We start from the raw sequence: 25,016 nt of genomic DNA on the forward strand, positions 1-25,016 counted from the left end.
TCAGAGCCAGGGCAAGGGATGCGCAGGCTCCTGGGGCAATCCCCACTTGGGATCGTAATCGATTTTGGCCAGGTACAGGCCGTCCGGCATGAACGTGGGCGCCGCCACGTCGCGCGAGCGGCTCTCCAGCACCTCCTTCATCCAGCCAGGATCGTTGCGGCCGGTGCCCACATAGATGAGCGAACCGACGATGTTACGCACCATATGGTGGAGGAAGGCGCTGGCGCGCACCGTGAACACGATCACGTCGCCGTAGCGCGCAATGCTCACCTCGTGCATCTGCTTGACCGGGGAATTGGCCTGGCAGCCCGAGGCCCGGAAGGCCGAAAAGTCATGCTCGCCGATCAGGTACTGTCCGGCTTCACGCATGCGCTCGACGTCGAGCGGACGGAACACCCAGCCCGCGCGGCCAGTCAGCAGCGCCGACGGATTCGGGTGGTTGTACAGCACGTAGTGATAGGTGCGCGAGCGCGCCGAGAAGCGCGCATGGAACTCGTTGCCGTCCAGGTCGGGCGCGACCTCGTGCGCCCAGCGCACCACGATCGAGTCGGGCAGGAAGGCGTTCACCCCGCGCACCCAGCTCTGCATGGCGCGGTCGAGTTCCGTGTCGAAGTGGACCACCTGCTCGATGCCGTGCACGCCGGCGTCCGTCCGGCCGGCGCAAGTGGTACCCAAGAACGTGCAGGCGAACTTCTCGAGAGCGATCTCGAGCCGGTCCTGGACGGTGTTGCGATCCGGCTGCTTCTGGTAGCCGTTCCAGGCGGTGCCTACGTACTGGACACCAAGTGCGATGCGCCTCACGCCAGCAGGGAGCGCATGGCGCTGGCCTTGCTCACCTGTTCGTTGCTGCCACCCTTGATGACTTCATCGAGCAGCTCGCGCGCGCCTTCCTTGTCGCCGATTTCCTGGTAGGCGATCGCGAGATCGAGCTTGGTTTCCATTTCCATGTGCTCCGGCGACATCGCGGCCGGCTCCAGCCCCTGCTCTGGCGACTGCGCCGGGAACGGCAGCACATTGTCGGCGGCGGCCGGCTGCTCGATCGACGGCAGGTCGAGGTCGATGTCGGCCAGGTCGAACGAAGGCTCGACCGGCACGCCCGGGATCGGGGCGGTTTCCCCGGCCGCGGCGATCGCCGGTACTTCCGGCAGCGCGAACGGGTCGTCGTCGCCGGCCGGCCTCATGTCGAAGTCGAACGGTTCGGCGCCCGGGGCCGCAGCGGCGGCCGGCGGCGCATCGAACTCGAAAGGCTCGACCGCCGGCTGGCTCGGGGCCGGGGCCGGCTCGGCCGGGCTGCCGAAGTCCATGGTGTCGAGGTCGAACAGCGGATCGTCCGCGCCTTGGGCGGCGGTGCCGCTTGGCGCGCCGAGGATGGCCGGCACTTCTTCGTGGAACGGGGTCGCCTCGGCCACGGCGGCAGGCGCCGGGGCGGTGGCCGGCAGGCCGAAGTCCATCGTGTCGAGGTCGAACAGCGGGTCCTTCCCGGCCGCCGCCGCGCTCACGGCCGGCACTTCTTCTTCCACCGCCGGCGGCGGCAGGTCGAATTCGGCGGCCAGGCTGGCCATGTCGGCCTCGTGGTCGACCGGTGCGGCCGCGCGTGCCTCGGGCTGCGGTTCGCCGAAGCTCATGTCGAAGGCCAGGTCGAAGGCTTCTTCGCTGGCTGGCGCCGGCGCCGCGGTTACATCAGCTGGTGGCGAGGTGATGGAATCACCGAGCGGGTCGAGGGCGAAGTCGAGATCCGGCACGGCGGTCTCGTCCTGGGCCGCGTCCGGGCCGCTCATCGCGATCGGTTCGTGGTCGGTGACCGGCTCGAAGCTCAGGCCGCCGAGGTCGAAGTCGAGCGAGTTGTCGTCGGTACGCTGCTCGGCCACGCTATCGAGCGGCTCTGCCGGGACGGCGGTCGCTTCCTGCTCCGCGTCGTGGTCCATTGCGGCGTAGGCAGCGCCGGCTGCGACACCCGCACCCAGGGCCGCCACGGGTGCGCCGGTAGACGAACCCGAGCGGAAGGCATCTTCGAGCTGCTGCGACAGCAGCGACTGCTGGTCGCGCTCCTGCGCGCTCGGGCTGGCCACGACGGGGGCGGCGCCATTCGCGCTGGCGTACAGCGGATTGGTCGGGTCGATGCTCAGGCCCAGGGCCGCAGCCTGCGCCCATTCTTCGCCGTGGCCGCGGGTCAGGCCGTGCAGCTCGGTGGCCTGGGCTTCGAAGGCGCGCAGGTCCTTGCGCGCCGCGTAGATCTCGAGCAGCTTCAGGCGCACCGGATGGCGTTCCGGATGGGTGCGCAGCGCTTCCTTCAGGATCTCTTCAGCCTGGGCGTCGCGGCCGTAGGCGATGTAGACGTCGGCTTCCGCCACCGGGTCGACTTCATTGGTGTCGAGCTGCGAGGCCGAGGGGGCGAAGCTGGAATTGAACACGCTATTGCTGGTGTCGACGCTCTGGCCGCCCGCTTCCGCGAACAGCGAGTGCGCGGCCGTCGAGGGCACGCCCAGCACCGACGGCTCGGCGACGACGGTCCTGTCGCCGTCCTTCTTCTTCCTGCGGCGCTGCGAGACGCCCAGCGCGGCCAGCAGCAGGATGGCGACGCCGCCGGCGACATAGTTGATGTTGTCCATCACGGTGTCGGCGAAGCTCTTCTCTTGCGGCTTGGCCTTCTTCGGCGGCTTGGCCTTTTTCTCGGCCGGCTTGGCCGGCGCGGCGGCAGCTTCGGCAGGCTTGTCCGCGGCCGCTTCCGTTGCCTTGTTGGCGGCAACCCCGGCGGCGGCGCCGGCGGCTGCACCGGCAGCGGCGCTCTGCACGTCTGTGCCGGCGCGGTTCTTCACCGTCATCAGCTGCTCGAGTTCGTTGACGTTGCGCTCGAGTTCCTTGACGCGTTCCTGGGCCTGGTTCAGTTCGCGTTCGCGCGCGATGGTCTCTTCGGCGCTGGCGGTGCTGCCCTGGGCGCCGGTGCTGGCCTGGGTGGCTTTCGACAGGCGCAGCTGGTCCTGCGATTCCTTGGCCGCGGTCGGGCGTTCCTCGACCTTGGCGGTGATCTTGCCGGCCGCGCTCTGGCCGGCCTGCGGCGTGCGCTGCGGGGCGGCGTTGGCCACCTGCCCTGCCAGCTTGTTGCGGTAGGCGTTGAAGTCGGCCGCGTGCGCGACCACGACCCCGCGCGCCTCGGCCTCGCCGGTCCCGCGCAGGCCGTCCGAATCCGGCACCGACAGGATCTGGCCCGACTTCAGGCGGTTCATGTTATTGCCGATAAAGGCGTCCGGATTGGCGCGGTACAGCGCCACCAGCATCATGTCGAGCGAGATGTCGGCCGGCTTGAGCTTGGCCGCGATCTTGCCCAGGGTGTCGCCCTGGCGGACGCGGTAGCGCGACGGCGTCTCGTTTGCTGCGGCTGCCGCAGCCGGCGCAGGAGCGGGAGCCGGCGCGGCGGCGCGCGGCGCCGGGGCCGGCGCGGCCGGCTGGACCGGCTGGGCCAGCGGCGCGCTCGGCGCCGGCACGGCCGGACGCTGGGCCGGCTGCGCGGCCGCACGCGGCTCGCTCGCCACCTGGGCCGGCTGGGTCGTGCGCAGTTCGGCCGGGTCGAGCAGGAAGGTGTACTCGCGGACCAGGCGGCCGTTGTTCCACGACAGCTCGATCAGCATGTCGACGAAAGGCTCGTTCAGCGGCTGGGTCGAGCTCAGGCGGATGAACTGGCGGCCCGCGCGCTGCTCGACATTGAAGCGCAGCGACAGCAGGGCCGGGTTGAATTCGATATTGGCCGCACGGAAAGCTTCCGGCGAGGCCAGTTTGACGGCCAGGCTGGATGCGTCTTCGCCGGCGGTCGTCGTCAGTTCGATCTCGGCCCGCAGCGGCTGGCCGAGTGCCGACAGCACCGTCAGTTTCCCAAGGCCGGCAGCGGAGGCGGCGGACGACAGGAGCACGGCGCTGGCGACGGCCGCGGTGACTGTTTTCAGCGCAAATGCCATGAGCGGAGGACGGTGTTGAAAATGCATAGTTCGGTTAACCGGAAAGTTGGCCAGAGGAAAGACGATTTCCTGGGAGTCTCAACATATCATCATGCTCTAGAGCATGCAAGCCTCCCGCGCACATGGAAGGCGCGGCAGCGAACGATGTGTGGCCAGAATGACCGATACGAGGGGAATTTGATAGCGTTTGATTACAAGCGCTTAGCAATATGGCAGGGGTCGTGGCAAGGCTGCCAACAGGGGTGGTCCGGACAGCGGACCGGACCACCCGGGTGCTTACTTGTCCAGCACGATGCGCAGCATGCGGCGCAGCGGCTCGGCAGCGCCCCACAGCAGCTGGTCGCCGACGGTGAAGGCCGACAGGTAGTCTTCGCCCATCGACATCTTGCGCAGGCGGCCGACCGGGATGGTCAGGCTGCCGGTCACCGCAGCCGGCGACAGGTCGCGCATCGAGGCTTCGCGGGTGTTCGGCACCACCTTCACCCACTGGTTGTGCGAGGCGATGATGTCGGTGATCTCGTCCAGCGGCACATCCTTGGTGAGCTTGATGGTCAGCGCCTGCGAATGGCAGCGCATCGCGCCGATGCGCACGCACAGGCCATCGACCGGGATGGCTTTGGTACCTGCAAAACCTTCGCCACGGCCGAGGATCTTGTTGGTCTCGGCGCCGGCCTTCCACTCTTCCTTCGACTGGCCGTTGCCCAGGTCCTTGTCGATCCACGGAATCAGGTTGCCCGCCAGCGGCACGCCGAACTGCTTGGTCTCTTCGGCGCTCAGGCCATGCTGGGTCGCCAGCACGGCGCGGTCGATCTCGAGGATGGCCGAGGCCGGGTCGTCCAGCAGCGGCTTGACGGCGCCGTTGATGGTGCCGAACTGGGTCAGCAGTTCGCGCATGTGCTGGGCGCCGCCGCCCGATGCCGCCTGGTAGGTCATCGAGCTCATCCATTCGACCAGGCCCTGCTCGAACAGGCCGCCCAGGCCCATCAGCATGCACGACACGGTGCAGTTACCGCCGATGTAGTTCTTCACGCCGCGCGACATGGCGTTCTTGATCACGTCCTTGTTGACGGGATCGAGCACGATGACGGCGTCGTCCTTCATGCGCAGGGTCGAGGCGGCGTCGATCCAGTAGCCGTTCCAGCCGGCTGCGCGCAGCTGCGGGTACACCTCGGTCGTGTAGTCGCCGCCCTGGCACGAGATGATGATCTCGCATTTCGACAGTTCGGCGATGTCGCTGGCGCTTTTCAGCGTGGTTTCGTTCTTCGCCATTTTCGGTGCGGCGCCGCCCGGATTCGAGGTGGTAAAGAACACCGGCTCGATATGGTCGAAATCGCCCTCTTCCTGCATGCGCTGCATCAGGACCGAGCCCACCATGCCGCGCCAGCCAACCAGGCCTACTAATTTCATTGTCTTCCCTCAGGTATAAAAATGATTATGAAATCCATTAACGCATCAGGCCAGCGCCGCGACGACAGCGTCGCCCATTTCTTTCGTGCCGACCCTGGTCGTGCCCGGCTCGTGGATATCCGGGGTGCGCAGGCCCTGGGCCAGCACACGCTTGACCGCGTTCTCGATCCGGTCGGCCGCGTCCATGCGGCCGAAGCTGAAGCGCAGCATCATCGCGGCGGACAGGATGGTCGCCAGCGGATTGGCCACGCCCTTGCCGGCGATGTCGGGCGCCGAGCCGTGCGAGGGCTCGTACAGGCCCTTGCTGTTGGCGTCGAGCGAGGCCGACGGCAGCATGCCGATCGAGCCGGTCAGCATCGCCGCGGCATCCGACAGGATGTCGCCGAACATATTACCAGTGACGATGACATCGAACTTCTTGGGGGCCCGCACCAGCTGCATGGCCGCGTTATCGACATACATGTGCTCGAGCTCGACGTCGGCGTACTCGCGGTGCACCTCGGTGACGATGTCGCGCCAGAACTGGAAGGTTTCCAGCACGTTGGCCTTGTCGACGCTGGTCACGCGTCGGTCGCGCTTGCGGGCGGCCTGGAAGGCCACGTGGGCGATGCGGCGGATCTCGCCTTCGGCGTAGCGCATGGTGTCGAAGCCTTCGCGCTGGCCGGCGAAGGGTCCGTCCGGGCATTCGCGCACGCCGCGCGGCTTGCCGAAATAAATGTCGCCGGTGAGTTCGCGGATGATCAGGATATCCAGTCCCGAGACCACTTCCGGCTTGAGCGTGGACGCGCCCGCCAGTTCCGGATACAGGATCGCGGGACGCAGGTTGGCGAACAGGCCGAGCTCCTTGCGCAGGCCGAGGATGGCCTGCTCGGGACGCAGGGCGCGCTCGAGCTTGTCGTACTGGTAGTCGCCGACCGCGCCGAACAGCACGGCGTCCGCTTCCTTCGCCAGCTTCAGGGTGCCTTCGGGCAGCGGATGGCCGTGGGCCGCATAGCCGGCGCCGCCGACCTGGGCGATCTCCATCTCGAAGGATTCGCCGAGCGCGCTCAGGACCTTGATCGCTTCGTGGATGATTTCCGGACCGATGCCGTCACCCGGCAGGACTGCGATTTTCATGAGCTCTCTTTCAGATCGAGTTGGCGAGCCAGGGCTGGGCGGCCAGGTGGCGTTGTTCGAAGGCGCGGATCTCGTCGGCGTGGCGCAGGGTCAGGCCGATGTCGTCCAGGCCGTTGAGCAGGCAGTACTTGCGGAACTCATCGATGGCAAAGCCGTACGACACCGAGCCGTCGGCGGCGCCGATGCGCTGCTGTTCCAGGTCGACCACCAGCCTGAAGCCCGGCTGGTTTTCCACCGCCTTGAACAGGCCATCGACCTCTTCCTCGCTCAGCACGATCGGCAGCAGGCCGCTCTTGTAGCAGTTGTTGAAGAAGATGTCGGCAAAGCTCGGCGCCACGATGGCGCGAAAACCGTACTGCTGCAGGGCCCAGGGCGCGTGCTCGCGCGAGGAGCCGCAGCCGAAGTTCTTGCGCGCCAGCAGGATCGAGGCGCCGGCATAGCGCGGCTGGTTGAGCACGAAGTCCGGGTTCAGCGGACGGGTGCTGCAGTCCTGGCCCGGCTCGCCGTGGTCCAGGTAGCGCCACTCGTCGAATAGATTGGGGCCGAAGCCGGTGCGGCGGATCGATTTCAGGAACTGCTTCGGGATGATGGCATCGGTGTCGACATTGGCGCGGTCGAGCGGCGCCACCAGGCCTGCGTGTACGGTGAATTTGTCCATGATCGTTCCGCCTTTGCCGATTACCTGCCGCCGGCGCCGGTGATGACCTGGCCGGCCTTCTGCACGTCGCGGCCGACGCCGGAGATGGTGTTGCATCCGGCGAGGACGATGGCGACGAGGGCGAGTGCGATTGCTTTCTTCATGATGTTCCTTCGGTATTCCTGGTTAAAAGCCTTATTAACGTTTCAAAGTGCGCGGACGTCGACAAAGTGGCCGGCAATCCCGGCAGCCGCCGCCATCGCGGGCGAGACCAGGTGGGTGCGGCCGCCCTGCCCCTGGCGTCCCTCGAAGTTGCGGTTCGAGGTCGAGGCGCAGCGCTCGCCCGGTTCGAGGCGGTCGGCGTTCATGGCCAGGCACATCGAGCAGCCCGGCTCGCGCCATTCGAAGCCGGCCTCCCTGAAGATGCGGTCGAGGCCCTCGCGCTCGGCCTGTTCCTTGACCAGGCCCGAACCCGGCACCACCATCGCCAGCTTGACGCTGTCGGCGCGGCGGCGGCCGCGCACCACCTCGGCGGCGGCGCGCAGGTCTTCGATGCGCGAATTGGTGCAGGAGCCGATGAAGACCTTGTCGATCCGGATCTGTTCAATCGGGGTGTTGGGCTGCAGGTCCATGTAGGCCAGTGCCTTCTCAAACGCGCTGCGACGCACCGCGTCGCTCTCCTGCTGCGGATCCGGTACGCGGCCGTCGACCGAGGTCACCATCTCGGGCGAGGTGCCCCAGGTGACCTGCGGGCGGATCTGCGCAGCGTCGAGCCTGACGACCGTGTCGAAGGCAGCGCCCTCGTCCGAGTGCAGGGTGCGCCAGTAAGCCACGGCCTGCTCCCACTGCTCGCCCTTGGGCGAGAACGGGCGGCCCTTGACGTAGTCGATGGTGGTGCCGTCCACCGCGACCATGCCGGCGCGCGCGCCCGCTTCGATCGCCATGTTACAGACCGTCATGCGGCCTTCCATCGACAGCGCGCGGATGGTCGAGCCGCCGAATTCGATGGCGTAGCCGGTGCCGCCGGCGGTGCCGATCTCGCCGATCACGGCCAGCACGATGTCCTTGGCGGTCACGCCCGGCGGCAGTTCGCCGTCGACCTGCACCAGCATCGATTTCGACTTCTTGGCCAGCAGGGTCTGGGTAGCCAGCACGTGTTCGACTTCCGAGGTGCCGATGCCGTGCGCCAGGCAGCCGAAGGCGCCGTGGGTGCTGGTGTGCGAGTCGCCGCAGACCACGGTCATGCCGGGCAGCGTGGCGCCCTGCTCCGGGCCGATCACGTGCACGATGCCCTGGCGCTTGTCGTTCATGTCGAAGTAGGTAAGACCGAAGCTCTTCGCGTTGCTGTCCAGGGTCTCGACCTGCAGGCGCGACGTGGGGTCGGCCATGCCGTGGGCGCGGTCGGTGGTCGGCACGTTGTGGTCGGCCACGGCCAGATTCGCCTCGGTACGCCATAGCCCGCGCCTTGCCTCGCGCAGGCCCTCGAAGGCTTGCGGGCTGGTGACTTCGTGCACCAGGTGGCGGTCGATGTAGAGGACGGTGGTGCCATCGGCGTCGGCACGCACGACATGGGAATCCCAGAGTTTGTCGTAGAGCGTTTTTTGCATGGTCTATCCAGTGAACGCCTCCCCGCTTATGCAGGGACGGTTTTTGATTATGCCATAATTGTGCAGTGCCGCACCAAGCCGGGGCAGCGCATTTTTCTGCCAACAACACCTTATCCATGCAAATAATATTTGCATAGACAACTTACCATGCAAATAAAAAAAGCCTGAGCTGGGTAGCTCAGGCTTTTGTCTGCGCTTTTGTCACAGAGTGACGCAGCGAGTGCATTGGCGCACTGCGGTAGCACCGTAGGGTGGGCGGGGTGTTACAGGCCAGTGGCCTGTAACACGAACGCCCACGCAGCTGTCACGCGTGGGCGGCAAAGCCGCCCACCCTACGTAGGGATTACGCGGCGAGTCGCACGTTGCTGCGGCAGCCGTCCATCAGGAAGGACAGGCCGACCACCAGCACCAGTTCGCCCTCGGCCGAACGCGCGGTACCGGTGATGCCTTCGACGGACAGCGCCGTCATCGGCTTGATCACCAGGTCGGCCGTGCCGTCCACCGCTTCCACCGCCAGGATGTAGGGCTGCGGTGCGTTGATGACGATGCCGACGCGTTCGGAACAGGCTTCGTAGCCCAGCGCCAGGGCCAGCGAACGCACCGGCAGCGGGCGGCCCTGGTCTTTCAGCACCGGGGCGCCGCCCACGCACTGGAACTCTTCCGGCAGCTCGACCACGCGCTCGACGACGGCCATCGGCAGCGCCAGCGAAGCGCTGGAGGTCGACACCAGCATGGTCGGCACGATCGACAGTTCGATCGGCAGGCGGATCGCGAAGCGGGTGCCCGCGCCCAGCTGCGATTCGATGCGGATCGCGCCGCGGTTCTTCTCCACCGCCGTCTTGACCACGTCCATGCCGACGCCGCGGCCCGACACCGAGGAAGCGACTTCCTTGGTCGAGAAGCCCGGCAGGAACACCAGCTGGTAGGCGTCGTCGTCGTTCGGGGCGCCGTTCTCGCCGATCAGGCCCTTGTCGATCGCCTTCTTGCGCAGCTTGACCGGGTCCATGCCCTTGCCGTCGTCCTGCAGCACGATCATGACGCTGTTCGCTTCCTGCCAGGCTTTCAGCAGGATGAAGGCCTTGGCCGGCTTGCCGTTGGCGACGCGCTCTTCCGGCGACTCGACACCGTGGTCGAGCGCGTTGCGCAGCATGTGCACCAGCGGGTCGTACAGGCTGTCCACCACCACGCGGTCGACTTCGGTCTCGGCGCCTTCGATGGTCAGTTCGACGTCCTTGCCCAGGTCCTTGGCCAGCTCGCGCACCAGGCGCGGGAACTTCTGGAACAGGCGGCCGACCGGCTGCATGCGGGTCGCCAGCGTGGCGCGCTGCAGTTCGGCCGAGTAGCGCGAGGCGCGCTCCAGGGTCTCGGTCAGCGTCGCCATCAGGGCGGCGGCCGGACCTTCGAACTTGTACTGCTGCAGGCGCTCGAGCAGCACGGCAGCCTGGTTGGCGGCCTGCACCGATTCGCCGGCCACTTCCAGCAGCGCGTCCAGCTTGACCGCATCGATACGGATGCTTTCGTCCTTGGCCGGCGCGGCGGCGGCGCGCGCGTCGGCCACCTTGTCGTTCTGGCGGCGGTCGACACCGTCCCAGCCACCCTGCTTGGCGGCAGGCGCGGCTTCAACGGGCGCCGCTGCTGCGGCGGCTGCGGCGGCAACCGGCGCCGGCGCTGCGGGCACGGCGGCGAGCGCGGAGCCGGCGGGCACCACGGCGTTGTACATGCCGACCCAGTCGAGGCCATCCTCGCCCGCGGCCGGGACAGCCACGGCTTCGGCGGCAGCCGGTGCGGCAGCGGCCGGTGCGGCGGCAGCCGGCGCGGGAGCGGCCGGCGCCGGGGCGCTCGGCGCGCCCTTGCCTTCGATCGCATCGGTCAGGATGCGCTCGAGCGCGGCCGGCATTTGCGCCAGGCCTTCCGGCGGGGTGCCGTTGTTCAGGTCATTCAGCTGGTCGGCCACGAAACCCGACGCTTCCAGCGCGGCTTCGATCGCCAGCGGCGTCACCGGAGCCTGTCCCGTACGCAGGGCGTCGAACAGGTTCTCGGTCAGGTGGCAGGCCGCGACCAGCGCGGGCAGGCCCATGAAGCCGGCGCCGCCCTTGATGGTGTGGAAGGAGCGGAACACCGCATTGAGCGTTTCCTTGTTGTCCGGATCGCGTTCGAGGCGCAGCAAATGTTCTTCAACATTCACCGCAAGGTCCATCGCCTCGACGACGAAGTCCTTGAGCATATCGTCCATTAGAATCCCAGATCGGCAAGAAGGTCGTCAACGTTGTCCTGGTTCAGCGCCGTATCCGGCACCGAGGGGCCCGACATCAGCGGCGCCGGCGCAGGCGGCGCTTCTTTCTTGGCCAGCTTTTCCTTCAGGTCGGCCGGAGCGTGATCGCGCAGCAGCTGTGCCAGCTCGGATTCGACCGTCTGGGTGATCTTCACCACTTTCTTGATCAGCTGGCCGGTGATGTCCTGGAAGTCCTGCGCCATCATGATCTCGAGCAGGCGTGCCTTCTCGGCTTCGGTCGCTTCGTTGACGCTGGCGGCGAACTGGCGCGAATCGCCGGCCAGGGCCTTGAATTCGTCCAGGCTCAGCTTGCCCGAGAACAGGTCGGCCCAGCGGTTTTCCATGTCCTTGGCCTGCTTCGATAGCAGGTCCTGGGCCGGCATGCCGTCGTCCAGGGTGTTCAGCACCTTGTTGGCGGCCTGCTCGGTCAGCGTGGCGACGTATTCCAGGCGGTCCTGGGCGTCGACGATGGCCGACGAGGCTTCGGTCAGTGCCTTGTCGTAGCCCAGCTCACGCAGCGAGTCGTGCAACAGGCGCACGATGCCGCCGAGGCGTTCGAACATGCCGGGCTCGGTTTCGGTGGCGGCAGCGCCCGCGGCCGGAGCGGCGGCGGCCATTGCCGGCGCAGCAGCGACCGCAACGGCAGGTGCGCTCGAGGCCGACACCTGGTCGAACAGGGACTCGAGGTCGTCCTCGGCTGCGGCCGGGGCCGCCTCGGGCGCCGGCGCCGGGGCGTCAGCGGGAGCGCTGGCGCGCTGCGCCGCCACTTCCTCGAATAATGCGTCGAAATCGTCAGCGGCGTCGGTCATAATCCCTGCTTCTCCATGGTGTATAAGTTCGCAATGTACTCTGCGTCAGTGTAGGTAAGTAATGCAACCACCCGGCCGCGCGGCGGCCTGCAGGATGGTCCAAGTCTGCATGGAAGTGTAGCAGTGTGGTTGCCGTAGGTAAATCTCAGAGACAGAGACGCAACAAAATGGACAGCGAAACTTAATTCCGCGACAATTAAAACGTCTGGTTCCTGAATGTTTACACAAGTGAGGTGTTGTTTTTCGTAACGTAGGGGTCTCGGTGCCCCTGTTGTTGATGCACAGAAATAACGGTCCGACGTTTGATCGAGCTCAACAGTTTGCGTTCTTGCAAGCACTGCCACGCCGCGGACACCGCAGAATGGCGTGGCCATTGGAGGAGACATCACCATGTACCGCAAAATCCTGATCACCACCGACGGCTCGGCCGTGTCGCAGCATACGGCCTGCGCCGGCGTCAAATTCGCGCAACAGATGGGCGCCGAAGTGCTGGCCCTGTTCGTCGCGCCGGAATACCAGTATCCGGTATACGTGGAAATCATTCCTCCCTCCTACCCCAGCGAAGAGGAATATATCGCGCAAATGCGCCGCATGGGCGAGGAATACATGGGGAAAATCATGCGCTCCTGCGCCGGCGCCGGCCTGCAGCATGCCTGCATGACCGCCTTTTCCGACACCGCGGCCCTCAAGATCGTCGATGTCGCCGAACAAGAAGGCTGCGACCTGATCTTCATGGGCTCGCACGGCCGCAGCGGCTGGGGCCAGCTGCTGCTGGGGAGCGTGACCAACAAGGTGCTGTCGCACACGACCAAGCCGGTGCTGGTGCACCGCCTGATCAGCGAACCGGCGCCTGCCTGAGCAAAGCTGTAACGAAAGGAAGACAGATTCAGCCCCGGCCCTGTGCTAGCCTGCATCGGCCGCTGTCGCTTTCACCGGAAAGGATGGTCCTATGATTCGCATCGTAATTGCCGACGACCACACGATCATGCGCGAAGGCCTCAAGCGCATCCTCGACGGTGCGCCGGATATCGAGATCGCCGGTGAAGCGACCAACGGCTTCGAAGTGCTGACCCAGGTGCGCCAGGGCGGCTTCGACCTGCTGCTGCTCGACCTGTCGATGCCGGGCCGCAGCGGGGTCGACCTGATCCGCCAGGTGCGCAGCGAAGCGCCCAAGCTGGCGATCCTGATCCTCACCATGCACGAAGAAGAGCAATACGCGGTGCGCGCCATCCGCGCTGGAGCCCAGGGCTACCTCACCAAGGAAAGTGCGGGCACCCAGCTGGTGGGCGCAATCCGCAAGGTGGCCTCGGGACGCCCCTATATCAGTACCGAAGTGGCCGAGCAGCTGGCGCTGAACATCATGGCGCCCAATGAGCAACTGCTTCACAAGCAATTGTCGGATCGCGAGTTTGAGGTATTTTCGCTACTCGTCAGTGGAAAATCGATCACCGAGATCGCAAATGGCCTGCACCTGTCGGTCAAGACGGTCAGCACCCACAAGACCCGGATCATGCAGAAAATGGGCATGACCTCCCTGTCCGAAATGGTCCAGTACGCGGTGGCGCACCGCCTGCTGTCCCCGATGAAAGCGTAGGACAAAGACCACTTAGACAGGCCGGCGCCGGTTTTGTGCCGGCGTCACTCTTCCCCCGGCAGCCCTGCCTGCCACCCGGCGCTCCCTCTGGCGCCGCCCCTGCTGGACTCTCCCTCTGGGCCTGAAATCCGCCGTCGGAATATTCCTACAAGCCGATGAACCGTCCTACCTACATATTCAGCAGTCGCTGATATCCGTGCCGGACTCGTGTTGGCATACTGAATTCAGCGTTTCGACTTGCTTGCGATCCAAGTCCCAGCGTGAGCCAGCCTGCAGCGGGGTTCGCCGCCGCAGCCCGCGAAGGCTAAAAACGAGCTCCGCTCTGTGGTCGCCGCCTGAAACCCTGAGTCTTTCACCTGGAGATGAGCATGCAGTCCCAGCCAACGTCAGAACAACGCAACATCACCCAGCCGACCCTGCATACTCCCATGGAAGCCGGTCGCCAGCGCCAGGGTCGCCTCTGGTCCAACCTGAAGGAAGTCTGCGACCTGCTCCGCATCCCGGCCAGCGTGTCGGTGACCTCCGAAGAACTGCTGTTCCAGCATGTCCAGTTCAAGACCGGGCAACGCGTGCACACCATCGGCCAGGCTTTCGACACCCTCTATATCGTCAACTCCGGCTTCCTCAAGACCGTGCTCATCGACGAGTTTGGCAACGAGCAGGTGCTGAGCTTCCCGATGAAAGGCGACATGCTGGGCGTGGACGGCATCCACACCCGCCACTACGCCTCGGAAGCGGTGGCCCTGTCCGACTGCGACCTGATCCTGCTGCCCTTCAAGAAGCTGACCGCCCTCGGCCGCGTCCACGCCGAACTCGAGAACATGATGTACGGCGTCATGAGCCGTGAGCTGGTGCGCGAGCAGACCATGATCGGCATGCTCGGCGCCCTCTCCGCCGAGGCGCGCGTGGCCAGGTTCCTGGTCTCGCTGGCCGACCGCTTCGCCGCCATGGGCTACTCCAGCAAGCTGTTCAACCTGCGCATGACCCGCCACGAGATCGGCAGCTACCTCGGCCTGACCCTGGAAACCGTCAGCCGCACCCTGTCGGCCTTCAACGAGATCGGCCTGATCACCGTCGACCAGCGCACCATCGGCATCAAGGACGCCGAAGCGCTCAAAACCCTGCGCCGCTTGCCCCCTTCGCGCTCGCGCACCAAGGGCGGGGCCAAGCAGAAGGCCGAGAGCGAACAGCCGGGTGACGATCAGGTGCTGGCAACGGCCTGAGGACGTACCTGAAAAACAACAAGGCCGGTTCCTTTGCGGGAACCGGCCTTTTCTATATGTAGGGTGGGCGGATTTCCGCCCACGCGGTCAGCGGAAATTAGCGCAGCCGCGTCGAGTCAATTTCTTGCTATCACCGCGTGGGCGGGGAACCCGCCCACCCTACGGACAGAAGAACTCTGGCCTTACTGGTCGCGCGACAGCACGCCGTTGTTCACACGCACCCGGTCACCCTGGCGGAAGCCCGGATCGTTATCGAACTGCAGCGTCTGGGTCGCACCACTGTTGGAATAACGCACCACCACTTCATAGCGCTGCTCGCGGTTCATGTTGCGCTGGATGTTGCGGCCAGCCAGGCCGCCGGCCACCGCGCCGGCCACCGTCGCCGCGGTACGGCCGCTGCCGCTGCCGACCTGGCTGCCCAGCAGGCCGCCGACCACGGCGCCGCCGGCCGTACCCAGGTAGTTGCCATTCCCCGACACTTCGATCACGTTCACGGCTTCCACGGTCGCGCAATTGGTGCAGTACCGGGCCTGGCGCGGTTCGCTGACGCGTCCGCCGGCCAGCAGCGGGCGGCCCAGCACCGAGGTGGTGTAGCGGCCGTTGGCGCGGATGGTCGCGGTGACGCGGCTGTCCGGCGCGATGCGGTCGGAGTTGCGGATCGTATACACGGCGTCGTATTCGCCGGGACGCACTTCCGGCAGGAAGAACACGCCGCGGGCGCCGGCCATCGCCACCTCGACCCGGCCGCCCGGGGTGCCGAACACGGTAAAGCGCAGCTCGTTACCCGGGCTCAGGTCCGGGCTGCCCTGCACGTTGAAGCGTTCGATCGCGGGCGCTGCCGCCAGCTGGCCACGGCGCTGGGCGCGCGGCGCATTGTCCTGCAACAGGGATTCACTCAGCAGGCTGGTCGCTACCTGGTTGCCCAGGCGCAGGTTGGCGCTGACGCCGCTTTCCGGGCGGATGCGGTCGTGGGTGCCGATGGTATAGGTACCGGTGTACTGGCCCGGCTCGACTTCGGTCAGGTTCAGGTTGCGCGTGGCGCCATCGATGCGCAGCGTCGCGACACCGCCCGGGCTGCCGTACAGGTCGAAATGCAGCTCGACGCCCGGCGTCAGGCGGCGTACTTCCTCGACGTTGAATCCGTTGATGGCAGGCCCGTAGGCGCGGTTGTTCTGGTAGGCCTGGGCGACGGCTGAGCCGGTGAGCACCGGGCCGAGCGTCACTACCGCAAGGAACGCGGCTTGCAGCAACTTACTGAAATACATGGCTTTTCCTCCCTGGTCGATGGCGTTTCAAGGTCTACAGGGAATGTACTCTCCAGCACGACAGGAATCGGTTCGCTATCGTACGCAGTGCACGGCCTCGCCCGAGGTGACCCAGATGCTGTCGCCCGCTTCCGGGCGGATCGCGTGGCCGCCGGTGAAGGCGCCGAAGGATGGCAGGATCATGCGCTCGCGGCCCACCACGAAGCACGGCAGGCGCAGCGCATCGAAGCGGGTGGCTAGCACGTAGACGGGATGGATGTGGCCGGCCAGGGCGTAGCCCTCAGTCGGAAGATCCGGGTGATGGCAGAAGGCAAAGGGACCGAGCGCGTGCGGTTCGTCCACCAGGTCGATGCGCAGGCTTGCTGCCGGGTCGCCCGCGTGGCGGTCGTGGTTGCCGCGCACCAGGGTCAGCTGCAGCTCGCTGCGGCGCTCGCGCCAGGCCAGCATCGCCAGCTGGGTGGCGCTGGCGTGGGCGGCGCGCGCATGCAGGAAGTCGCCGAGAAAGACGATGTGGCGCGCGCCGTGCGCATCGATCAGGGCGTCCAGGCCCAGCAGGTTCTCGGTGGTGGTCCCGCGCGGCACCGGCACGCCCAGGGCGCGGAAGGCGGCCGCCTTGCCGAAGTGGATATCGGCCACGATCAGCATCTTCTCGGCCGGCCAGTACAGGGCTTTCTCGGGCAGCAGCAGCACGGTCTCGCCGGCCACCCGCACCGCCGCCGCATCGGTTTGGACACTCATGCGGCGGCCGCCTTTTCCAGTTCGCGCACCATGCGCGCCACCCGGTCGGACAGCTTTTCGGTGCTGACCTTTTCGCGGAAGCGCTCGACCATCAGGGCGAAGCCGAAGGGCGTGGCGCGTTTGACTTCACGGAAGGCGACGCGCCGGCCGTGCAGCTCGACCAGGGTCTCGCGCAGGCGCGTCAGCTCCAGTTCCTGCTCCAGCACTTCGCGCTGGGCTTGCGTGAGCAGCAGGTTGTCGCTGTCGTGCTTGCGGAAGACTTCGAAGAACAGCGAAGACGAGGCCTGCAGCTGGCGGTTCGATTTCGGCTGGCCCGGATAGCCCTGGAACACCAGGCCGGCGATCCGCGCCACTTCGCGGAAGCGCTGCTGCGACAGCTGGGTGGCGTTCAGGCTGCCCAGCACGTCCTCGAGCAGGCAGTCGGTGCTAAACAGATCCACATCCGCACCGGTTTCGGCATCGAACATGCTGGCCCAGTCGACCGGCTCCGGCGTCAGCAGCTCGAAGCCGTAGTCGTTGACGGCGATCGAGAAGGTCGAAGGCTGCATGCGCCCGATCCGGTAGGCGAACAGGGAAGCCAGGCCCGTGTGCACCGAGCGTCCCGCAAATGCGAACACGAACAGGTGATAGCCTTCGCGGCTCTTCATGCTCTCCAGGACCAGGGTCTCGCTGGTGGGCAGCGCCGACCAGCGGCACTGGATCTCGATCAGCGGGCGGATCGCCTGCATCTCCGGACTGTCGTAGATGCCTTGCGAGGCCAGGCGCAGCTCTTCCAGCGCGGCGTGCGCCAGCTCCGAGGACATCGGCATCTTGGCGCCGCCCCAGCGCGCGATCGCGCCGCGGTTGCTGGTGGCGCGTTTCACGAAGGCCGTCATCTCGTGCACCCGCACGAATTCCAGGATGCGCCCGCCGAACAGGAAGTGGTCGCCCGGCTTCATGCGCGAGATGAAGGATTCCTCGACGCTGCCTATCCTCCCGCCGCTCATGTACTTCACCGAGATGGTCGAGTCGGATACGATGGTGCCGATGCCCATGCGGTGGCGCCGGCCGATGGCCGTATCCGGCACGCGGTACACGCCCTCCTCGTCCGGCAGCACGCGCCGGTATTCCGGATAGGCCAGCAGGCTCTGGCCGCCGCGCGCGACGAAATCCAGTGTCCACTGCCATTCCTCTTCATTCAGGTTGCGGTAGGACCAGGCGCGCTTGACTTCCTCAAACAGCTCCTCGGAGCGGAAGCCCCCGCCCAGCGCCACCGTCACCAGGTGCTGCACCAGCACGTCGAAGGGCTTGTTCGGCACGTAGCGGCCCTCGATGCGGCGCGCCGCCACCGCTTTCTTGGCGCCGGCCGCTTCCAGCAGTTCCAGGCTATTGGTCGGCACCAGGGTCACGCGCGAGACCCGCCCCGGCGCGTGGCCGCTGCGCCCGGCCCGCTGCAGCAGGCGCGCGATGCCCTTGGCGCTGCCAACCTGCAGCACGCGCTCGACCGGCAGGAAGTCCACGCCCAGGTCGAGGCTCGCGGTGCAGATCACCGCCTTCAGCTCGCCCTTCTTGAGGCCCATCTCGACCCACTCGCGCACCTCGCGGTCGAGCGAGCCGTGGTGCAGCGCGATCAGGCCGGCCCAGTCCGGACGTTCATCGAGGATGTTCTGGTACCAGATCTCGGACTGGGCGCGGGTATTGGTGAACACCAGGGTGGCGTCGTAGTGCTCGATCTCGCGGATCACAGGGCCCAGCATCTGCAGGCCCATGTGGCCGCCCCAGGGGAAGCGCGCCACGTTCTCGGGGATCAGGCAGTCCACCTCGATTTTCTTGCGCAAGTCGCCTTCCACCAGCACGCCGTCGTCACCGCCCAGCAGCACCTGGCGCGCCAGGTCCAGGTTGCCCATGGTCGCCGATACGCCCCAGACCAGGAGTTCAGGGCGCCAGTGGCGCAGGCGGGCCAGCGCCAGCTGCACCTGCACGCCGCGCTTGCTGCCCATCAGTTCGTGCCACTCGTCGATGACGATCATGTCGAGGTGCTTGAATTGCTCGGATGCGGCAGCGTGGCTCAGCATCAGCGACAGGCTTTCGGGCGTGGTGACCAGCGCCGCCGGCATCTTGCGGCTCTGGCGTGCGCGTTCTGCGGAACCGGTGTCGCCGGTGCGGGCGCCGACTTCCCACTCGGGCAGCAGCTGGGCGCTCGACTCCTGCAGCGCACGCGTGGTGTCGGCGGCCAGCGCCCGCATCGGCGTGATCCACAGCACGCGCAGGCCGGAGCTGTGGCGGCCGGTCTTCAGGCCGGCGCGCTGCAGGGCCGCGAACCAGACTGCGAAGGTCTTGCCGGCGCCCGTGTTCGCGTGCAGCAGGCCGGACTGCCCCTTCAGGGCCGCCTTCCACACATTGCGCTGGAACGGAAACGCGGTCCAGCCCTTCGACGCCAACCAGGCGTCGATGCGTTCGGTGACTGGGTTCTTGCTCATGGGCCAGCTGCGGCCAGCAGGCCTTTCAGGGTGTCGAGGGTGTCCGCTTCCTCGACCGGCTTGTCGAAGCGGCGTCGCAGGATGCGCGGGAAGCGCACCGCGATGCCCGCCTTGTGGCGGGTCGACAGCGCGATGCCCTCGAAGCCGATCTCGAACACCATGGTGGGCTTGACCGATCGCACCGGCCCGAATTTTTCAATCGTGGTCTTGCGCACCGCATTGTCCACCTGCTGGATCTCGGCATCGGTCAGGCCCGAATAGGCCTTGGCGAAGGGGACCAGCTTGCGCTCCTCGCCCTCCCCGTCCCAGACCGCGAAGGTGTAGTCGGTGTAGAGCGAGGCGCGCCGTCCGCTGCCGGCCTGGGCGTAGATCAGCACCGCGTCCACCGTATAGGGATCGATTTTCCACTTCCACCAGGTACCGACATCCTTGGTGCGGCCCACGCCGTACTGGGCGCTGCGCGCCTTGAGCATCATGCCTTCGACGCCGCGCTCGCGCGATTCGGCGCGCAGGCTTGCCAGCGCATCCCAGCTGTCCGCCGTCACCAGCGGCGACAGGCGCAGCTGGGGCAGGTCGATGGCTGTGACCTCGGTTTCCATCAGCGCGCGCCGCTCGTGCTGGGGCAGCGCGCGCAGGTCGACGCCGCCGAATTCGAGCAGGTCGTAGCAGCACAGCACGGCCGGCAGCTCGGCCAGCAGCTTGGCGCTCAGGGTCTTGCGGCCGATGCGCTTCTGCAGGTCGGCAAAGGGTGCAGGCGCCGCGCAGCCGGGCTGCCAGATCAGCACTTCGCCATCGAGCACCGTGCCCTCCGGGATGCGCAAGTTGGCCAGCTCGGGAAAGCGCTCGGTGATCAGGTCTTCGCCGCGCGACCACAGGAAGTTCTGGCCGCCACGCCGCACCAGCTGGGCACGGATGCCGTCGTACTTCCACTCCACCTGCCAGTCGTCGACTTCGCCCAGCTCGGCGGGTTCCCCCTGCAGCTGGTGCGCCAGGAAGAAGGGATAAGGCTGGCCGCCGCGCAGCTTGTGTTCTTCGTCCGACTGGGCCGCGATCAGCTGCAGGAAGCTGGTCGCCGTGGGCCGCACCGAGTTGTCGGTCCAGCCCATCAGGCGTTGCGCGATCAGCTTGCTGTCGACCGCGGCGATGGCGGCCAGGGCCCGCGTCACCAGCAGGCGCGACACCCCAACCCGGAAACCGCCGCCGATCAGCTTCACGAACAGGAAGCGCTCGCGCCAGTCGAGTTCATCCCAGGCCGCGAACAGGGCCTCGCGGATGGTGCCGGGGTCGGCGCCGCGCAAGGGGCCGATACGCCCCTCCATCCATTCGGCCAGGCCGACTTCGCTGCGGCGGCTCGGCGGTGGCAGGATGTGGGCGATGGTCTCGGCCATGTCGCCGACCGCGTGATAGGACTCGTCGAACAGCCAGTCGTCCAGGCCCGCGTATTCGATCGCATACTGGCGCAACAGTTTGGTCGGCACCGCCTGGCGCGGCTTGCCGCCGGCCAGGAAGTACACCGCCCAGGCGGCATTTTCCGGCGCCGCGTGCGAGAAATAGGCTTGCAGGGCCTCGAGCTTGCGCGTGGTGGAGGTGGTTTCGTCGAGTTCGGCGTACAGGCGGGCGAATTCACGCATCGGGCTCTCCCGCAGGCTCCTCCTTCGCCGCCTCCCTGGACGCCGCTGCGCCCGCCGGCGGCAGCGCTTCGTCCTCCTCTTCGTCGCCGTATTCGGTATCGAAACCCTTCGCATCCAGCCCGTTCTGGCACAGCCAGCGCACCATGGTCGGAATCGAGCCGTGGGTGACGATCACCTGCTCGGCCTCGGTCGCCTTGATGGCGCTCATCAGGCCCGGCCAGTCGGCGTGGTCGGACAGCACGAAGCCACGGTCCACGCCGCGCCGGCGGCGCGCGCCGCGCAGCAGCATCCAGCCGCTGGCAAAGGAATCGCTGTAGTCGCCGAAGCGCTTCATCCAGGGCGAGCCGCTGGCCGAGGGCGGTGCGATGACGATCGCGCGCCGCAGCGCAGCTTTCTCGATCTCGCTGACCATCACGGTCTCGGGCAGCTCGACGCCGCCCGCGCGGTACACGCGGTTGAGCGGCTCCACCGCGCCGTGGCAGACGATGGGACCGATCGAGGCGTCCAGGCGTGACAGAATGCGCTGGGCCTTGCCGAATGCATAGGCGAACACCACGCTGCAGCGCCCTGCCTCGGCATTGCGGCGCCACCAGGCATTCATCTCGTCGATCACCTGCTGCTCCGGGTCCCAGCGGTAAATCGGCAGGCCGAAGGTCGATTCGGTGATGAAGGTGTCGCAGCGCACCGGTTCGAAGGGCGCGCAGGTCTTGTCCGGCTCGACCTTGTAGTCGCCCGAAGCGACCCACACCCTGCCGCCGCACTCCATCCGGATCTGCGCCGAGCCGAGTACGTGCCCGGCCGGGTGCAGCGAGATGGTCACGCCGTTATGAACGATGGTTTCGCCGTACTCCAGCCCCTGCACGTTGATGTCGCCGAGGCGCGACTTGAGCACGTTGACGCCGGGCGCCGCGGACAGGTAATGGCCGTGGCCGTAGCGCGCATGGTCGCCGTGGGCATGGGTGATGATGGCCCGGTCGACCGGGCGCCAGGGGTCGATATAGAACCCGCCGGGCACGCAATACAGCCCCTCTTTCCTGACGACGACCATGTCTCCCATGCAGCCCCTTCGCGGTTGAAGCGCGGCCTTCTCAGGCCGGCTCGAGAAAATCAGCCAGGAAGGTACGTGGCTCTTCCTGGTCCGGGAATTCCAGTGTGACCTGGTCGCCTGCCACGGCGACGACCACACCCTCGCCATGTTTCGGCGCCTTTGCCCGCCCACCGACTTCGAATTGCGGCCCGGATGGCTCGGGCGCCGGTTCGCGGTCGAATTCGTCGTCGCGGATTTCGATGCCTTCCGTCAGAGCCAGCGCCGGCGGATTCAGGCAGTTGTCGCATTTGCAGCACTTCTCGAAGCCATCGACTTCGTCGCCGAAATAATCCAGCAACAGCATCCAGCGGCAAAAACCGCTTACGGCATAGCCTACCATCTGCTCGAGGGCCACACGGTCCCGTTCCGCCTTCTGGACATACACCTCGGCCAATTGCCCGAACACTTGCGGGTCAGGCTCCTTGCTGGTGAGCACGTATTCGAGCTTGCGGTTCTGGCGCAGCAGCTTGCCGTCCTTCAGGAGCTTGAGGCAGACCTTGAGCTTGGCCTCGCCCGCTTCCTCCAGCGCCGTCTCGAAACGCTCGGTCGTGAGCGGCCCTTCCTCGGCCAGTTCGCGCGCCACGGTGTACACCGTCTGCAGCTCGGCGGCGGCCGGATAGTGCTTCATCAGGAAGAATTGCTGGATGCGCTTGTCGTCCTGCAGGAACAGCAGCGTGCAGCTCGCGTCCAGCCCATCGCGCCCGGCGCGGCCCGATTCCTGGTAATAGGACTCCAGGTTGGCCGGGATCTGCAGGTGGATCACGAAGCGGGTGTCGCTCTTGTCGATGCCCATGCCGAAAGCATTGGTCGCGACCATGACGCGGCGCTCGCCGCTCATGAACATGTCCTGGTTATGCTTGCGCTCGGCGGCGCTCAGCTTGCCGTGGTAGATGGTGACCGATTCGCCGGCCTCTTCCAGTACGGCCAGCATTTCCTCGGCCACCTTGACGGTGGCGGCATAGACGATGCCGACACCCTCGCTTTCCTGCACCAGGCGCAGGGCCTGGGCCAGCTTTTCCTGCTGGTTGGTGACCTGTACCACGCCATAGTGCAGGTTCGGCCGGTAGATGCCCGTGTTGATCACATTCATCTTCGTGCGATTCAGCTGCTTGCGGATGTCCTCGATCACGCCATCGGTCGCGGTGGCGGTCAGCGCCAGCACCGGCGGCTTGCCGAGGGCGTCGATGGCGGCGGCGATGCCAATGTAGGCCGGACGGAAATCGTGGCCCCATTGCGAGATGCAGTGGGCTTCGTCGATCACGACGATGTCGAGCGTGACTTCCTTGAGCACGGCGATGAATTCGGGCGAAACCAGGCGCTCGGGCGTACAGAACACGATCTCGCAGGCTTCATTGGTAATCGCCGCGATGGCGGCCGCTTCCTCTTCCGCGTTCAGGCTGCTGTTGACCTGGACCGAGCGGATCCCCATTTCCTCCAGCTTCTCGAGCTGGTCCTTCATCAGGGAGATCAGGGGCGAAACGACGATGGTGATCCCCTCGAGCATCTTGGCGGGGATCTGGTAGCACAGCGACTTGCCGCCGCCGGTAGGCATGATCGCCAGCGTGTCCTTGCCGTCCAGGACGCTGTCGATCACCTTTTGCTGGCCCTCGCGCAGCTGCTCGATGCCGAAGACGGAGCGCAGCAGGCGACGGATGGTATTGCGGCGCACGGCCAGGAGGCCGCGGTGCAGGAGTTTGGGTTCGTGTCGGGTCATGATAGGCATCACTCTATGCCCGCCGCATCGGCCCACCTATAGGACGCAGCCTACCTGACCCGTAGGAGCTCAACTGGAAAAGTGACTACGGATCGTCGTGACAATGTCACAAGGTTTATTCCTACAACTTCGCGGAGTTTTTGCCGATGGTTACGAACATGGCGGATGTCTAAGATGACACCATCATCACTACGAATTCAATCGATCAGGAGTCTCATCATGGCACGCCACCACCCAATGACCTGGACCGCAGTCCACCTGGCACTTGCCAGTGCGGCGACGTGGCTGTTGCTCGAGACCGAAGCGCTGACAGGCGCGCTGCTGGTCGCCTTCCACTGAAGCACGCTGCCCTGACCTGTCCTGCCTATTATAGGTGCTTGTAGAAGAAGGTCGTCGCACAGAAGGACCCGTCCGGCATCAGCGCGAATTTCGGTACGACGCCGACGCGCTCCCATCCGGCGCGCTGGTACAGCCGCTCGGCGTCGCCGCCGGTGACCGTGTCCAGTACCAGCACCGTTTTCCCCTCTTCCCGCGCCACCTCGTCGAGGGCCGCCAGCAGGCGCGCCGCGATACCGCCCCGGCGTGCCCGCCGATGCACCAGCATCTTGGCCACGTCGGCCCGGTGCGGCTGGTTGTCCGGCATCGCCATGACCAGCTGCACGGTGCCGACGATCTTCCCCTCGCCATCGGCGGCGACCAGCAGGGCGCGCTCGCCCCGTGCGACCGCGTCGGCCACGCCACGCCAGAAGCCTAGCGCCCGTTCGCGCGCCAGGGGGAGCATGAAGCTGACGGAGGCGCCGCCCTCGACGCAATCGGCCAGCACCTCGGCCAGTTCCTCGACAGCAGCAGCTGCCTCGGCGCCGTCCAGGCGCCGCACGGTCACGAATTCGCTCATTGATGCCCTCTATTGGATGGATACGTCTGGGTTGCCAACACCACCAGGTAGCGTGCCGGTCTGGCGCCCGTATTCTGGAAGGAGACCGGACGGTCCAGGCGCATGGCCAGGCAATCGCCCGCGGCCAGTTGCCAGCCTTCGTCGCCGGCCGTGATTTCCATCGTCCCCTCGATCATCCAGACCTGCTGCTCGACGCCCTGGGTCGAGGTATCGAAGGCAATCCGCTGGCCTGCCGGGAAAACGACTTCGACCAGCTGGATCGGCGAGCGCAGCGGCGGCGACAGGTTGCGGCGGGTGTAGCCGGTGACGGGATCGGTCCATACCGGCTGGTCGGCGGCACGCGACAGCGGCGACGCTTCCGTGCCATTACCCTGCTCGAACAGCGAGGCCAACGTGACGCCCAGCGCACTGGCCAGCTTGTCGAGCACCGTGGCGGTCGGGCTGCTCTCGCCCCGCTCGATCAGGGAAATGTTCGACCGGCTGACCCCGCTCAGCTCGGCCAGTGCAGCCAGCGACAGGTCTGCCTCCTCGCGCAAGGCCTTGACCCGGCGCGCAATCAATTCGTTGATGTCCATTCATCCATTATAGTGGATCTTTTATCCTGTAAACTGT

The 25,016-nt window shown here is 66.4% G+C and carries 20 protein-coding genes; 3 read left to right on the forward strand and 17 right to left on the reverse strand.

Annotated elements, in window-relative coordinates:
• The 9 genes from truA to LK542_RS10415 all read right to left on the reverse strand — a co-directional run bounded on the left by truA (position 1) and on the right by LK542_RS10415 (position 11,798).
• Positions 1–801, reverse strand: coding sequence for a tRNA pseudouridine(38-40) synthase TruA (truA, locus tag LK542_RS10375; protein WP_227811841.1), 801 nt, complete (start codon positions 799–801; stop codon positions 1–3).
• On the reverse strand, positions 798–3,950 hold the full coding sequence (locus tag LK542_RS10380; RefSeq protein ID WP_227811842.1) for a FimV/HubP family polar landmark protein: 3,153 nt from the start codon (positions 3,948–3,950) through the stop codon (positions 798–800). The genes truA and LK542_RS10380 overlap by 4 nt, the downstream gene beginning before the upstream one ends.
• A gap of 276 nt (positions 3,951–4,226) precedes the next feature.
• Positions 4,227–5,357, reverse strand: a complete 1,131-nt coding sequence (gene asd, locus LK542_RS10385; RefSeq protein WP_227811843.1) for an aspartate-semialdehyde dehydrogenase — start codon at positions 5,355–5,357, stop codon at positions 4,227–4,229.
• A 45-nt stretch (positions 5,358–5,402) separates the two neighbouring features.
• Positions 5,403–6,473: a 3-isopropylmalate dehydrogenase gene (gene leuB / locus LK542_RS10390; protein WP_227811844.1), complete on the reverse strand. Its 1,071-nt coding sequence runs from the start codon at positions 6,471–6,473 to the stop codon at positions 5,403–5,405.
• 10 nt (positions 6,474–6,483) lie between these two features.
• Entirely contained in the window at positions 6,484–7,131 is a 648-nt protein-coding gene (leuD, locus tag LK542_RS10395) for a 3-isopropylmalate dehydratase small subunit (RefSeq protein ID WP_227799141.1), read from the reverse strand.
• Positions 7,132–7,151: 20 nt separating this feature from the next.
• A complete protein-coding gene (locus LK542_RS10400) occupies positions 7,152–7,274 on the reverse strand; it encodes an entericidin A/B family lipoprotein (RefSeq protein WP_227799142.1) in 123 nt (40 codons plus the stop codon).
• 42 nt (positions 7,275–7,316) lie between these two features.
• Complete coding sequence (gene leuC, locus LK542_RS10405) at positions 7,317–8,717, reverse strand: 3-isopropylmalate dehydratase large subunit (protein ID WP_227811845.1); 1,401 nt, start codon at positions 8,715–8,717, stop codon at positions 7,317–7,319.
• A gap of 343 nt (positions 8,718–9,060) precedes the next feature.
• Positions 9,061–10,950 (reverse strand): chemotaxis protein CheA, encoded by a 1,890-nt coding sequence (locus tag LK542_RS10410; protein WP_227811846.1) that lies wholly within the window; start codon positions 10,948–10,950, stop codon positions 9,061–9,063.
• Complete coding sequence (locus tag LK542_RS10415; protein WP_227811847.1) at positions 10,950–11,798, reverse strand: protein phosphatase CheZ; 849 nt, start codon at positions 11,796–11,798, stop codon at positions 10,950–10,952. The genes LK542_RS10410 and LK542_RS10415 overlap by 1 nt, the downstream gene beginning before the upstream one ends.
• A gap of 390 nt (positions 11,799–12,188) precedes the next feature.
• Between LK542_RS10415 and LK542_RS10420 the strand changes: the two genes are divergently transcribed.
• The 3 genes from LK542_RS10420 to LK542_RS10430 all read left to right on the forward strand — a co-directional run bounded on the left by LK542_RS10420 (position 12,189) and on the right by LK542_RS10430 (position 14,615).
• Positions 12,189–12,656, forward strand: a complete 468-nt coding sequence (locus LK542_RS10420) for a universal stress protein (protein WP_227811848.1) — start codon at positions 12,189–12,191, stop codon at positions 12,654–12,656.
• Positions 12,657–12,747: 91 nt separating this feature from the next.
• A complete protein-coding gene (locus tag LK542_RS10425; RefSeq protein ID WP_227799147.1) occupies positions 12,748–13,392 on the forward strand; it encodes a response regulator transcription factor in 645 nt (214 codons plus the stop codon).
• Positions 13,393–13,820: 428 nt separating this feature from the next.
• Entirely contained in the window at positions 13,821–14,615 is a 795-nt protein-coding gene (locus LK542_RS10430) for a Crp/Fnr family transcriptional regulator (RefSeq protein ID WP_027866725.1), read from the forward strand.
• 182 nt (positions 14,616–14,797) lie between these two features.
• On the opposite strand, the gene LK542_RS10435 is transcribed toward LK542_RS10430, so the two are convergent.
• From LK542_RS10435 to LK542_RS10470, 8 genes are all read right to left on the reverse strand, one after another.
• Entirely contained in the window at positions 14,798–15,880 is a 1,083-nt protein-coding gene (locus LK542_RS10435) for a glycine zipper 2TM domain-containing protein (protein WP_227799148.1), read from the reverse strand.
• A 75-nt stretch (positions 15,881–15,955) separates the two neighbouring features.
• Positions 15,956–16,618 carry a ligase-associated DNA damage response endonuclease PdeM gene (gene pdeM, locus LK542_RS10440; RefSeq protein ID WP_227811849.1) on the reverse strand — a complete coding sequence of 221 codons (663 nt, stop codon included), beginning with the start codon at positions 16,616–16,618 and terminating at the stop codon, positions 15,956–15,958.
• Positions 16,615–19,077: a ligase-associated DNA damage response DEXH box helicase gene (locus LK542_RS10445; RefSeq protein ID WP_227811850.1), complete on the reverse strand. Its 2,463-nt coding sequence runs from the start codon at positions 19,075–19,077 to the stop codon at positions 16,615–16,617. The genes pdeM and LK542_RS10445 overlap by 4 nt, the downstream gene beginning before the upstream one ends.
• Positions 19,074–20,708 carry an ATP-dependent DNA ligase gene (locus LK542_RS10450; RefSeq protein WP_227811851.1) on the reverse strand — a complete coding sequence of 545 codons (1,635 nt, stop codon included), beginning with the start codon at positions 20,706–20,708 and terminating at the stop codon, positions 19,074–19,076. Before LK542_RS10450 ends, LK542_RS10445 begins: the two co-directional genes overlap by 4 nt.
• Positions 20,701–21,765 carry a ligase-associated DNA damage response exonuclease gene (locus LK542_RS10455; protein ID WP_227811852.1) on the reverse strand — a complete coding sequence of 355 codons (1,065 nt, stop codon included), beginning with the start codon at positions 21,763–21,765 and terminating at the stop codon, positions 20,701–20,703. Before LK542_RS10455 ends, LK542_RS10450 begins: the two co-directional genes overlap by 8 nt.
• A 31-nt stretch (positions 21,766–21,796) precedes the next feature.
• Positions 21,797–23,509, reverse strand: a complete 1,713-nt coding sequence (locus tag LK542_RS10460) for an ATP-dependent DNA helicase RecQ (protein ID WP_227811853.1) — start codon at positions 23,507–23,509, stop codon at positions 21,797–21,799.
• Positions 23,510–23,876: 367 nt separating this feature from the next.
• The gene (locus LK542_RS10465; RefSeq protein ID WP_227811854.1) at positions 23,877–24,404 is read right to left on the reverse strand and encodes a GNAT family N-acetyltransferase; all 528 of its coding nucleotides are present in this window, start codon (positions 24,402–24,404) and stop codon (positions 23,877–23,879) included.
• Complete coding sequence (locus tag LK542_RS10470) at positions 24,401–24,979, reverse strand: XRE family transcriptional regulator (RefSeq protein ID WP_227811855.1); 579 nt, start codon at positions 24,977–24,979, stop codon at positions 24,401–24,403. The genes LK542_RS10465 and LK542_RS10470 overlap by 4 nt, the downstream gene beginning before the upstream one ends.
• Between the last annotated feature and the right edge of the window lie 37 nt (positions 24,980–25,016).

This window comes from Massilia sp. IC2-477 (assembly GCF_020707265.1).
Classification (GTDB): domain Bacteria; phylum Pseudomonadota; class Gammaproteobacteria; order Burkholderiales; family Burkholderiaceae_D; genus Telluria.